At 64.4% G+C, this 12,621-nt stretch carries 12 protein-coding genes; 7 read left to right on the top strand and 5 right to left on the bottom strand.

The window, feature by feature from the left end:
* Positions 1-33 precede the first annotated feature (33 nt).
* Positions 34-996, top strand: a complete 963-nt coding sequence (locus tag HMP06_RS05720; protein WP_176496232.1) for a hypothetical protein — start codon at positions 34-36, stop codon at positions 994-996.
* Here the strand turns inward: HMP06_RS05720 and HMP06_RS05715 are convergent.
* The 4 genes from HMP06_RS05715 to HMP06_RS05700 form a co-directional block, all read right to left on the bottom strand.
* On the bottom strand, positions 986-1,258 hold the full coding sequence (locus HMP06_RS05715; protein ID WP_332103023.1) for an acylphosphatase: 273 nt from the start codon (positions 1,256-1,258) through the stop codon (positions 986-988). The two genes, HMP06_RS05720 and HMP06_RS05715, sit on opposite strands and share 11 nt — an antisense overlap.
* Positions 1,259-1,393: 135 nt before the next feature.
* Positions 1,394-1,885, bottom strand: a complete 492-nt coding sequence (locus HMP06_RS05710) for a GreA/GreB family elongation factor (RefSeq protein ID WP_176496231.1) — start codon at positions 1,883-1,885, stop codon at positions 1,394-1,396.
* A gap of 5 nt (positions 1,886-1,890) precedes the next feature.
* Positions 1,891-2,640: an NYN domain-containing protein gene (locus HMP06_RS05705; protein ID WP_176496230.1), complete on the bottom strand. Its 750-nt coding sequence runs from the start codon at positions 2,638-2,640 to the stop codon at positions 1,891-1,893.
* A gap of 44 nt (positions 2,641-2,684) precedes the next feature.
* On the bottom strand, positions 2,685-4,703 hold the full coding sequence (locus HMP06_RS05700) for a lytic transglycosylase domain-containing protein (RefSeq protein WP_176496229.1): 2,019 nt from the start codon (positions 4,701-4,703) through the stop codon (positions 2,685-2,687).
* Between the two features lie 87 nt (positions 4,704-4,790).
* On the opposite strand from HMP06_RS05700, the gene dapA reads away from it, so the two are divergent.
* Positions 4,791-5,663: a 4-hydroxy-tetrahydrodipicolinate synthase gene (gene dapA, locus HMP06_RS05695; RefSeq protein ID WP_176496228.1), complete on the top strand. Its 873-nt coding sequence runs from the start codon at positions 4,791-4,793 to the stop codon at positions 5,661-5,663.
* 24 nt (positions 5,664-5,687) lie between these two features.
* Positions 5,688-6,605, top strand: coding sequence for a DUF808 domain-containing protein (locus HMP06_RS05690; protein WP_176496227.1), 918 nt, complete (start codon positions 5,688-5,690; stop codon positions 6,603-6,605).
* A gap of 11 nt (positions 6,606-6,616) precedes the next feature.
* Here the strand turns inward: HMP06_RS05690 and HMP06_RS05685 are convergent, their stop codons facing one another.
* Positions 6,617-7,033: an acyl-CoA thioesterase gene (locus tag HMP06_RS05685; RefSeq protein ID WP_176496226.1), complete on the bottom strand. Its 417-nt coding sequence runs from the start codon at positions 7,031-7,033 to the stop codon at positions 6,617-6,619.
* 146 nt (positions 7,034-7,179) lie between these two features.
* Between HMP06_RS05685 and smpB the strand changes: the two genes are divergently transcribed.
* The 4 genes from smpB (at position 7,180) to HMP06_RS05665 (ending at position 12,549) form a co-directional block, all read left to right on the top strand.
* Positions 7,180-7,662, top strand: coding sequence for an SsrA-binding protein SmpB (gene smpB, locus HMP06_RS05680; RefSeq protein WP_176496225.1), 483 nt, complete (start codon positions 7,180-7,182; stop codon positions 7,660-7,662).
* Complete coding sequence (locus HMP06_RS05675; RefSeq protein WP_232089876.1) at positions 7,655-8,236, top strand: DUF2062 domain-containing protein; 582 nt, start codon at positions 7,655-7,657, stop codon at positions 8,234-8,236. The genes smpB and HMP06_RS05675 overlap by 8 nt, the downstream gene beginning before the upstream one ends.
* A 58-nt stretch (positions 8,237-8,294) precedes the next feature.
* Positions 8,295-10,364 carry a M13 family metallopeptidase gene (locus tag HMP06_RS05670; RefSeq protein ID WP_176496224.1) on the top strand — a complete coding sequence of 690 codons (2,070 nt, stop codon included), beginning with the start codon at positions 8,295-8,297 and terminating at the stop codon, positions 10,362-10,364.
* A gap of 124 nt (positions 10,365-10,488) precedes the next feature.
* A complete protein-coding gene (locus HMP06_RS05665; protein WP_176496223.1) occupies positions 10,489-12,549 on the top strand; it encodes a M13 family metallopeptidase in 2,061 nt (686 codons plus the stop codon).
* The last annotated feature ends 72 nt before the right edge of the window (positions 12,550-12,621 follow it).

Genomic DNA, 12,621 nt, shown 5'->3' with positions numbered 1-12,621 from the left:
CCCACCACGGAGTTGACCGTCAGGGGGGCGCGGATGTTTCTGGCATTGCTTGCAGCGGCGATCGGCGCGGCGTCTCCGCCGGTAGACTCACCGGTTCCGAAAGCGGCAGCGACAGCGAAAGCCGGGACGCTGACCGATCTCACGCCGGATTTTGCCGAACTCGCCGACCAAACCGCCACGCTGAGTGATATCGAGCGCGTGACGGCATTTCATGCCCATTTCGACCCGCTGCTGCCGGGCTATTTCAACGGCAAGAGCGAGCGCCAGCCGCGCTTCGACATCACCGCGCTTCGCTTTCTGCAGAGCTGGCCCAGGCAGCGCGCCAAGATCACGCAGACCGCTGCCGCCTTCGGCGATGCCTTTGCGCGCGGGCAGGCGCATTTCAAGACGGCGTTCCTCGACTATAGCCTCACTGTGCCTGTGTATCTGGTCCACTCGATCGGCCAGCAGGATGGCGGGACGCGCACGATCGGCGGACGGACGGTCCTGTTCTTCGGCGCCGACGTAATGGCCGAACTTCATGATGAGACGACGATCGGGCCGTTCCTCGATCATGAGATTTTCCACATCTATCACGAGAAATATTTCGGCGGTTGCTCGGCGCTGTGGTGTTCGCTGTGGCGGGAAGGTCTAGCGACCTATGCCGCGTCGCGGCTCAATCCCGGCGTCGGCGACCGCGCGCTGCTGCTGACGCAACCGCAACTGATCCGCCCCAAGGTCGAGCCGCGCCTCGCCGAGGCGATGTGCAGCCTGCGCGCCAAATTGGATTCACCGCGACGCGAGGATTACGCGCCGTTCTTTTTGTTTGGTCTAGCCAAGGGGCCGTTCCCGTCGCGCTACGGCTATTTTCTCGGCTATCTGCTCGCCGCGAAAATCGGCGCTACAATGCCGCTGCAAGCGCTCGCCAAGCTACCGCCCGAACAGGTCAAACCACTGCTGAAGGCGGCGATCGACGGCTATGGGCCGTGCACCGAGCCCAACGGTGCTACGCCGTAAAGCGCTTCGTGAAGCCTTTGGGGAGGCGTTCGCTGTCGGCGCGTGTTTCAACATGATCGACGCGCGCGTGCGGTGGACCCTCGTGGCACGCTTCGATCAGCGCGGTCATCGCGTCTTCCTCACCCGCGACCAGCATCTCGACCCGGCCGTCCTTCAAATTGCGCACCCAGCCGACGACGCCGAGATCGGTCGCCCGACGCACGACCCAGTCGCGAAAGCCGGTTCGTTGAACCTTGCCGCTGATAAACACGCGCTGCATCATCGTTCTAACCGCCCTTGATCCGCGTCGCCAAATTCGCGCGGCGGGGCCACTATACAGGGTCGGCGCGGGAACGCGGTGCCATCTGCATGACGTCCACCGCAAATCGTACAGTTTCCGTCGCTTGTGCGACATTCTTTACGGGTAGTGGATCGCGACCACTTCATAGCTGCGCTCGCCCGAAGGGAGCGTAACGCGGCGGACATCGCCGATTGCGGCACCGCGCAGCGCGCGGGCGATCGGCGCGTTCCAGCCGATCTTGCCGCCCGCCGCATCGGTCTCATCGTCGCCGACCAGCGTCAGCACGCGCTCGGCGTCATCCCCCATGTCATTAGCGTCGGCGATCGTGACAGTCGCGCCGAACCACACGCGATTCCGGTCGGGTTGAGCGGCGGGGTCAATCACCTTGGCCGCCTTCATCCGCCGCGCGAGGAAACCCAGCCGCCGGTCGATCTCCCGCAGCCGTTTTCGGCCGTAAATATAGTCGCCATTCTCGGACCGGTCGCCATTGCCCGCCGCCCAGGAAATGACATCGACCAGCTTCGGCCGCTCCTCGCCGAGAAGCTGGCGATATTCCGCACTCAATACGGCGTATCCGGCGGGGGTGATGTAGTTGGGACGGTCGTCCATGGGGATCACTTACGGCCAGGCCGCTCTCGGACGCGCTTGACCAGCGCCCCGCCGTCGCGGCGCTCGACGATGAAACCGGGCACTGCTTCGACCAGATCCGAAAGCCGCGAAAAACCGTAGTTACGGGTGTCGAAGCTCGACCGGTTACCGGCGCGTTGGCCGACCTCGCCGAGCGATGCGAAGCCCTGTTCATCGCGCTTCGACGCCTGATATGCATCGATCAGCAAGCGGGCGAGGGCAGTGTCGATCGGGGCTTTCCCCTCCTTTGGAAGGATTGCGGGCGGGAGCGGCATCGGTGTCTCGGCGGCCGTCTTCTCCAGCGTCTCGACGTCGATGAAGCGGTTGCACGCCTGCCGGAAACCCTCGGGCGTGTTGGCGCGACCGAAGCCGTAGACCTGCAACCCCTGCTGGCGGATACGCGTCACCAGCGGCATGAAATCGCTGTCGGATGACATGATTCCGAAGCCCGTGACGCGACCTGTGAGCAGCAGGTCCATAGCGTCGATCGTCATTTTCATGTCGGTTGCGTTCTTGCCTTTGGTCACGTCGAACTGCTGCTGCGGGTCGAGCGCATAGCGCAGCGCGACCTCGCTCCAGCCCTTAAGCGCGGCCTTGCTCCAGTTGCCGTAGATACGCCGGATGTTGACGGTGCCAAGATCAGCCAGCGCGGTCAGCACCGGGTCGATGGCATTGTGGCTGGCATTGTCGGCGTCGATCAGTAGCGCGACGTTGCCGGTAGGAAGGAGTTCGCTCATCGCGCGAGCCTAGTCGCTCGCCACGAGCCGGGCTAGACGCCGCCTCAACCCGCGGTCCGCTTGCCGAGATACCAGCTGATCCGGTTCGCTCCGGCCGAGCGTGAGCGCTGCGGGTTCATCAGATCATAGACCACCGCGTTCTCAAGCACGCGTTGCACGTAATTGCGCGTCTCGTAGATCGGGATCGCCTCGATCCAATCGACTATGTCGACGCCGGGCATGCGCGGATCGCCATTCGCGCGCAGCCATTTGTTCACATTCCCCGGCCCGGCGTTGTACGCCGCAACCGCCAGCGGATAGCTGCCGAACTGGCCGTAGATCCGCCGGAAATAGGCCGAGCCGACCATGATGTTGTAATCGGTATCGCTGGTCAGCGATGCGGCGTTGTAGGACAGGCCGAGCTTGGTCGCCTGCTCGCGCGCGGTGCCCGGCATCAACTGCATCAGCCCGCGCGCGCCGGCATGGCTGATCGCGGCGCGGTCGAACTGGCTTTCCTGCCGCGCGATCGCGTGGATCATCGTCCAATCGTCCTGACTGGCGGCGGGGACGCGGACATTCGGAAAGCCGATCGTCGAATAATCGCTGAGCCCGTTCTGCAACGCGCTGCGTCCGACCATCACGCCGAGATCTGGCCGCCCGAGCGTGCGCGAGAGTTCGGTCGCCAGCACATGATCGCTATCACTCTTGGCGTCGGTCGCGATTTGGAGGACGAAGGCGGTCTGGTCCTCCCACGCGCCGGTCGTGCCGAGATATTGCGCGGCGCGAACGGTCTCGCGCGCATAGAAGGCCGCGCGGACGGCGGGATCGACCGGGCGTAACGCCGGGTCACCGGGCGGCGTCAGCGGCTTGCCGAGCCGTTCATTCGCCAATTGCCCGTAGAATACGTCGCGGAAACCCGCAGCACGGGTATAATAACCGGTAGCCTCACTGCCCCGGCCGGCCGCCTCCGCCGCGCGCGCCGCCCAATACAGGCCCTTGGCCTGGATCGCAGGCGCCTTCGATGCCGACGCATAGCGCAGGAATGGCGTGACCGCATCGCCCGGGCGCGCCAATTGCTTCAGCGCGGTTTGCCCGGCGAGCCACGTCAGATTTGTATAGTCGTCGCGCTCGCCATAGGGTCGCGTGGTGATGTCCGTGCCGGCGGGATAGGCGTCGCCGACTTGGCGCGCGATGTCATAGGCAAGTGCGGCTTGCCCGTCGTTCGCGGCGGCGCGCGCGTTGGTCCACAGCACCTCGAACCATTCGCCCGGGGCGGCCGGTACGCTCGTCAGGGCAGGGCGCTGCGCCAGCGTATTGCGCGCGCTCATCGATGCGCCGGTGTTGCGGTACCAACTCGCGCGGTCGGCAAGCCAGCCGGGATCGGCCATGCCGAGCGCCTGCGTCGCGAGCGCGCGATCGGCTGCATCCGGCGCGTTGGTCTTGAAGGCGAGTCGTGCGGCGAACAGCGGTTGGCGCGCCGGGCTGGTCAGCGCGAGTTGGCGCTGGGCAGAGGTGGTCGCCCCTTGCCACAGCAGCATATCCATCCGCGCGTCCTGATCCGCCGGAGACAGCGCGGATGCAAAGCCGCTTCCGATTTTTGCTTCGTCCGCCAACGACAGCGCGCCCGAAGTCCAGGCGACACGGGCTGCGGCATTGGCCTCGTCGCGCGCGCTGATCGCGGCCAATGCTTCGGCGAAGCGTGTCTTGCCCGCCGCAGTCAGCGCCGGGAAGCGACGGAAGAAGCTGACGACGGTCGATGGCGACCAGCCGATCGTGTCGAGGGATTTTTCCGCGGCGCGGCGCATCGCGAGTTCGCCCGGCCAACCGGGATGCGCGAGCAGGAAACGCGAATAGGTCTCGAACCCATAGCCCGATCCCGCCGACAACATCTTCCATTCGGAAATCGCCGAGGCAAGCGCCGCGTTGCTTGCGGTCGTACCAGTCAGCACCTGTGTCGCGCGACCCCAGCCGAGTTGGTCCTGCGCCGGATCCGCGGTCGCAGTGTCCGAATTGGCGCTCAACGACACCGCGAGGGTCGAAATCCCCGCCAGCAGCAACCCCGATTTGATCAAAGATGCAATCATGTGGACAGACTATGCTTCCCATCCGTATTTGTCGCGCATCATATTTGAAAAATGCGACGGAATCCGGTCGCACAGGAGCCATCAACCATGTTTTCGGGATCGATCCCGGCGCTCGTCACGCCGTTTGCCGCTGACGGCAGTTTCGACGAGGGCGCATATCGCGATTTCATCGAGTGGCAGATCGCCGAGGGCTCCGCTGCGCTCGTTCCCGTCGGGACGACGGGGGAGGCCGCGACGCTGAGCGCCGAGGAGCATTTTTACATCGTCGGCGTCTGTGCCGATCAGGCGCGTGGCCGCGTCCCGGTGATCGCCGGTGCCGGATCGAACGACACGCGCGTTGCGATCCACAACATCGCCGCGGCCAAGGCGGCGGGGGCCGATGCCGCGTTGATGGTGCCGCCCTATTACAACCGCCCGAATCAAGAGGGGATCTTCCGTCATTTCGAGGCGGTGGCGGGTTCCTGCGGTTTGCCGATCATCCTTTACAATGTGCCGGGCCGCACGGTGACCGACATCGCGGTCGAGACCGTCGCGCGGATCGCACGAGCGCTCCCGAGCGTGGTCGGGATCAAAGATGCCACCGGGCAGCTCCAGCGCGTCTCGAGCCACCGCGCCGGGGCAGGGGAAGCTTTTTGCCAGCTCTCGGGCAATGACGAGACTGCGCTTGCGTTCAACGCGATGGGCGGGGTGGGGTGCATCTCGGTCAGCGCAAACGTCGCGCCGCGGCTGTGTGCCGAATTCCAGGCGGCCTGCGCGGTTGGCGATTATACCACGGCGCGCGCTAGGCACGACCGGTTGTTCGCCCTGCATCTGGCGATGTTTACCGACGCATCGCCGGGGCCGGTGAAATATGCGGTGAGCAAAGTGCGCTCTGGCTTTCCCGAGACGCTGCGCCTGCCGATGACTTGGCCCAGCGCGGCAAGCCGAACCGCGGTGGATGCCGCAATGGCTGCGCTGTAAAAGCACGAAGAAGGGGAACGCGACATGCCGGGCGGACTTGTAGCTTTATTGGACGATATCGCGGTGCTGGCGCGTTTGGCGGCGGCATCCGCCGACGATGTCGCCGCTGCGGCTGGCAAGGCCGGGAGCAAGACGTTGGGCGTGGTGATCGACGATGCCGCGGTCACGCCAGGCTATGTCGTCGGATTGTCACCCGCGCGCGAACTCCCGATCATCTGGAAGATCACGCTCGGATCGCTGCGCAACAAATTGCTCTTCATCCTGCCGGTCGCGTTACTGCTCAGCGCTTTCGCCCCCTGGGCGCTGACGCCGATCCTGATGTTGGGTGGTCTATACCTGTGTTTCGAGGGGGCCGAGAAGGTCCTGCACGCGTTGCAAGGCGATCATGCGGAGGAAGCGGTCGCGACGATCGAGGACCCCGCCGCGCTCGAGGCGCGTCAGGTCGGCGGGGCAATCCGCACCGACTTGATCCTCTCGGCCGAGATCATGGTCATCACTCTGAACGAGCTGACCGGGTCGCCGATCCTCACGCAGGCGGGCGTGCTGGCGCTGGTCGGCGCGGCGGTGACGATCGGGGTGTACGGCGTGGTCGGCCTAATCGTGAAGATGGACGATATCGGCCTGCATCTTGCCCGCTCTGGCGGGGCGGCCGCGGGCTTTGGCCGCGGGCTCGTGAAGGCGATGCCGCTGCTGCTGCAGACGCTGTCGGTGGTGGGCACCGGTGCAATGCTCTGGGTCGGCGGCGGCATCCTGATCCATGGCTTCGCGCAGTTCGGATTCACCGCGCCCGAGCATTTGATCCACGAACTCGCGGTCGGCATCGGCCGCGGCATGGGCGCGATCGAATGGGCGATCACCGCGCTGAGCGGCGGGCTGGTCGGGCTCGCGGCGGGTGCGCTCGTCGTCGGGGCTTTGCATTTGAAGCCCGGCGCAACGCATTAAGCGCGCCGGGATCAATCCTTCGCGAAGAACCGATCGATCACGCCCTGCGCCAAGCGAGCCGGGCGTAGCGTGGTCGCGTCGAGGCAGCACCAGCTCGATTTCACTTCGGCCAACACATCCTCGCCACGCTTGATGATCGTTTCGTAAAACGCGCGCGCGCCCTGCACTTTTTCGAGCAGGACGGTGGCGATCACTTCGTCGTCGAGAAAGGTCGGCTTGCGATAGGTGATCTCGTGCTTGAGCGCGACCCAGGCGTGCGACGCGACCGCATCGGCCGGGGCGAAGCGCTGCCAATGGCTGACCACCGCATCCTGTACCCATTTGAGATAGGATGCGTTGTTGACGTGCCCCATGAAATCGATGTCGGCCGCGTCGATGGCGACCTGAAAGACGTGGGAGGCGAATTTGGGGGCGGCGAGATCGGACATGGGCATATCCTAAACTGTAACGGGCGTCGGTGCGAGCGGACAATCGACCCTAGCTGTAGATAAGCCGTTAGCGCGCTTTTACGATACCTGGTAAATTACGCAGGTGACTTTCGCTTGCACGCGGTACGCCCTACATCGCGCTGGATATGGCCCGTCCCAAACCCCCGATTTTCGAAAAAACCAAGATCGTCGCCGAGAACCGCCGCGCGCGGTACGATTACGCGATCGACACCGTCTATGAAGCAGGTATCGCTTTGGTCGGCACCGAGGTGAAGTCGCTGCGATCTGGCACAGGATCGATCGCCGAAAGCTATGCCGAGGTGAAGGACGGCGAAGTGTGGCTGATTAATTCCAACGTGCCCGAATTCAGCCACGGCAACCGCTTCAACCACGAGCCCAAGCGCGCCCGCAAGCTCCTGTTGAAGGAGCGCGAGATCAACAAGATGCACGGCGCGGTGGCGCGCGATGGCATGACGTTGGTGCCGTTGATGATCTATTTCAATTCCAAGGGCCGCGCCAAGATCGAGCTAGCGCTCGCCAAGGGCAAGAAGGCGCATGACAAGCGCGAGGCGACCAAGGAACGCGATTGGAAGCGCGAACAGGGGCGGTTAATGCGCGACCGTGGTTGAGGCCGCGATCAGGCCGGGGTTTTGGGCGCGCGCGCTCGCACGCCTCCACCGCCACGTGCCGACCCGCGAACGGATCGAGCAGAACCGGTATCTCCGGCCAGTCGCGGCACGCATTCTGGTGCCATCGCTGTGGCGCTTCAATCGCCGTTCCGTTCCACGCGGTGTCGCGCTCGGTCTGTTCACCGGTGTTCTGTTTCCCTTCGCGCATGCGCCAATGGCGGCGGTATCGGCGCTGCCGGTTCGTGCCAACGTGCCCGTCGCGGTCGCCACCACGCTGCTGCACAATCCGCTGACGACGGTGCCGATCTATTACGGTTCGTTCCTGCTCGGCCACTGGATCCTGCATTTCGATCCCTATTTCGGTAGGCCGGTCGCCGCGAACGTGAGCGCCAACGCGAGCTGGCTGCACTGGTTGGTGGCGCAGGGCGGGCCTGCGACGATCGTCGGGATGATTGCGCTGGCGGTCGTGTTGGCCGCGGTCGGCTTCGTGGCGAGCGGCCTGTTCTGGCGGCTGCGGGTTGCGCGCAAATGGCGCGGCCGTGCGCATCGATTAGGGCCGAATCAGGCGAATTGACTAGGCGTATCGTCCGGCTACAACACGCGGCAATCTGTTCTCAACGAAGGATTACCGCATGCGCCGCTCGCTGATCGCCGTTTCTTTGCTCGCTTCTGCCGCACTTGTCGGTGCAAGCTACGCCAAACCGGCGCCCAAAGCGAAACCGGCAGCAGCAAAGAAAGCGGTCGCAGGCAAGGCCAAGGCCGGCCCCAAGATCGGCAGTTTTGGCTTCGATGTGGCCGGCATGGACCGCAGCGTTAAGCCCGGCAATGATTTCGCCGCCTTCGCCGGCGGCACTTGGTCCAAAACGACCGAAATCCCGGCCGATCGCGCGACCTGGGGCATGTTCAACGTGCTGCAGGACGTATCGACCGAGCAGACCCGCACGATCCTCGACGAAGCCGCCAAGGCTCCAGGCAGCAAGATCGGCGATTTTTACGCGACCTTCATGGATGAGGCCGCGATTAACGCGAAGGGTGTCGAGCCGATCAAGCCGTGGCTCGCCCAGATCGACGGTGCCAAGGACAAGACCGCGCTCGCGGTCGAGATGGCGAAGCTCGCGCGCTACGGGGTTGGCGGCATCTTTGGCATGGGCGTCGGTCAGGACAGCAAGGATCCGCAGACCTATGTCGTCAATCTCGGGCAAGGCGGACTCGGCCTGCCGGATCGCGATTATTATCTGAAGGACGACCCGAAGCTCGCCGACACGCGCGAGAAGTACAAGATGTACCTGGCGACGATGCTCGGTTTCGTCGGCACGCCCGATGCGGCCGCGCGCGCGAATGCGATCTTCGATTTCGAAAAGTCGATCGCGACGGTCCATTGGACGCGGATCGAATCGCGCGATGCCGACAAGCGCTACAACAAGCTCAGCTTCGCCGACATTGAGGCCAAGGCACCCGGTTTCCCGTGGGCCGCCTATGTCGCGCAGAACGGCATGGGCGGGCGGCCCTATTATCTGGTCGGCCAGCCGAGCGCGATCGCAGGCGAGGCGAAGGTGTTCGCTGACACCTCGCTGTCGGTGCTGCAGGATTATATGAAGCTGCGCGTCCTGCGTGCCTATGCCAATTATTTGTCCAAGCCGATTGTCGATGCGAATTTTGCCTTCACCGGCACCGTTCTGAGTGGCACGCCGCAGCAGCAGCCGCGCTGGAAGCGCGGCGTCGCCGCGACCAGCGGCGCGCTGGGTGAGGAAATCGGCAAGGTGTATGTCGCGCGCTACTTCCCGCCGGAATCGAAGGTGGCGATCGACCAGCTCGTCAAGAACGTGATCGCGGCGATGAGCGTGCGGCTCGACAAGCTCGAATGGATGGCACCCGACACCAAGGTGAAGGCGCAGCAGAAGCTCGCGGCCTTTACACCGAAGATCGGCTACCCGACGAAGTGGCGCGACTACAGCAGCGTCAAGATCACGCGCGGTGATCTGGTCGGCAACGTGGCGGCGGCGAACGAGTTCGAATATTTGCGCAATCTCGGCAAGCTTGACAAGCCGATCGACCGCACCGAATGGGGCATGACGCCCATGACGATCAATGCCTACGCCAATCCGGTGCTGAACGAAATCGTCTTCCCGGCGGCCATCCTGCAAGCACCGTTCTTCGACGCGAAGGCCGATCCGGCGATCAACTATGGCGGCATTGGGGTCGTGATCGGCCACGAGCTGAGCCATCATTTCGACGATCAGGGCCGCAAATATGACAAGACCGGCAAGCTGACCGAATGGTGGACGGCGGAGGACGTCAAGCGCTTCACCGCGCTGACCGACAAGCTGGTCAAGCAATATGACGCTTATGAGCCGATCCCCGGCCAGCATATCCAGGGTGGCCTGACGCTGGGCGAGAACATGGCCGATCTGGCTGGCCTGGCCGTCGCCTATGATGCGTATCACCGGTCGCTCGGCGGCAAGCCTGCGCCGGTGATCGGCGGGATGACCGGCGATCAGCGCTTCTACCTCGGCTATGCGCAGGTGTGGCGCAACAAGTTCCGCGAACCCGCGCTGCGCTCGCAATTGCTGAGCGATCCGCACTCGCCGGGGCCGTTCCGCACCGCCGAAGTGCGCAACGTCGATGCCTGGTACGCCGCGTTCGGCGCACAACCGGGTGACGCGCTCTACCTCGCGCCCGCCGACCGCGTCCGCGTTTGGTGACGCCGCTGCGCGGGATTAGGCGAAGCCAGATCCCGCGCGGCGGCGCGGCCGGTGCCGCCCCGGCGGCATCCGACGGCGCGGCTTTGCCGCGACGACCTTTCTTTTTCGATCAGGGAATAATTTGATGAAGCGCTCCTATCTCGTCGCGCTGGCTTCGGCGGGCGCGCTCGCGACCGCCATCGCCGGGGCCGGCATCGCCAAGACCGCACCGAAACCGGCCGCCAAGGCTGCACCCGCAGCCGCCAAGCCCTATATTGGCAGCTTCGGCCTCGACACCGACGGCATGGACAAGGCGGTCGCGCCGGGCGACGATTTCGTCAAATATGCCGGTGGCGCATGGGAAGCGAAGACCGAAATCCCCGCGGACAAGGCAAGCTGGGGGGCGTTCAACGCGCTGGGTGACCGCTCGCTTGACCAAACGCATACGATTCTTGAGGCGCCGTCCAAGGCGTCGGGCAGCAAGATCGGCGATTTTTACGCGAGCTTCATGGACGAAGCCGCAGTCAATGCGAAAGGCATTGCGCCGGTACAGCCGTGGATCGCTGCACTCCAGGGCGCAGGCGACAAAACTTCGCTCGCGGTCGAGATGGCCAAGCTTGAGCAGCAGGGCGTCGGCGGCCTGTTCCGCGGTGGCGTGCAGCAGGACGACAAAGCCCCCGAGAACTACATCTTTGGGTTCAGCCAGGGTGGGCTCGGCCTGCCCGATCGCGCCTATTATCTGAAGGACGACCCGAAGCTCGCCGACACGCGCGCGAAGTATCAGGCGTATCAGGCGCAGATGCTGGGCCTTGCCGGGGTGGAGAATGCACCCGCTCGTGCAGCGGCGGTCTTCGCCTTCGAAAAGCAGTTGGCAACCGCGCACTGGGACCGGATCAAGTCGCGCGACTCCGACCTGACCTACAACAAGTGGGCGATGGCCGATTTCGCGGGGAAGGCCCCCGGCTTCCCGTGGGACGCCTATTTCAAGACCGTTGGCACCGCGAGCCAGGCCAATTTCCTCGTCGGGATGCCCGACGCCTTGACCGGGGAGGCTAAGGCCTTTGCCGACGCGCCGGTGCAGGTGCTGCAGGATTTCATGACGCTCAAGGTGATGCGCGCGTACGCGGGCTATCTCTCCAAGCCGATCAACGATGCCAATTTCGCGTTTTACGGCACCGTGCTGAGCGGCGCGCCGCAGCAGCCGGCACGCTGGAAGCGCGCGGTCGGCACGGTCAGCGGCGCGCTGGGCGAGGAAGTCGGCAAGAGTTATGTCGCGACCTATTTCCCGCCCGAAACCAAGGCGGCGGCGGATCAGTTGGTCAAGAACATCATCGCCGCGATGCGTGTCCGGCTCGACAAGCTGACCTGGATGGCGCCCGAGACCAAGGTCAAGGCGCAGGCGAAGCTCGCCGCCTTCACGCCCAAGATCGGCTACCCGTCGGTGTGGCGCGATTATAGCGCGCTGACAGTCAAGCGCGACGATCTGGTCGGCAATGTCGCCGCCGCCAACGCGTTCGAATATAAGCGCGATCTCGCCAAGCTCGGCCAACCGATCGACCGCACCGAATGGGGTATGACCCCGATGACGGTGAACGCCTATGCCAACCCGCCGATGAACGAGATCGTCTTCCCGGCGGCGATCCTGCAAGCGCCGTTTTTCGATGCCAAGGCCGATCCGGCGATCAATTATGGCGCGATCGGCGTCGTGATCGGCCACGAGCTGAGCCACCATTTTGACGATCAGGGCCGCAAATACGATCCGACCGGCAAGCTTACCGACTGGTGGACCGCCGAGGACGTCAAGCGCTTCACCGCGATGACTGACCAGCTCGTCAAGCAATATGACGCGTATGAGCCGCTCCCCGGCCTCCATATCAAGGGTGGCCTGACGCTGGGCGAGAATATGGCAGATCTCGCCGGTCTCGCGCTTGCTTACGACGCGTACCAGCGTTCGCTTGGCGGCAAGCCGGCTCCGGTGATCGGCGGGCTGACCGGTGATCAGCGCTTCTACCTCGGCTATGCCCAAGTGTGGCGGATCAAGTTCCGCGAACCGGCGCTGCGCTCGCAAGTGATCTCGAACGAGCATTCGCCGGGGCCGTATCGCACTGCCGAAGTGCGCAACGTGGATAATTGGTACAAGGCGTTCGGGGTCAAGCCGGGTGACAAGATGTATCTCGCGCCGGCGGATCGGGTGAAGGTTTGGTAAGGCCGCCGTCCAAGATTTAGCGAAGCTAAATCGCGGATCGACGGCGGCCCGGCCGGCGCCGCCCCAGCGGCG

Source organism: Sphingomonas sp. HMP6 (assembly GCF_013374095.1).
In the GTDB taxonomy this organism is placed as follows: domain Bacteria; phylum Pseudomonadota; class Alphaproteobacteria; order Sphingomonadales; family Sphingomonadaceae; genus Sphingomonas.
The sequence above is the reverse complement of the archived record's forward strand: the minus strand, read 5'-3'. Positions and strand labels throughout refer to the sequence as shown.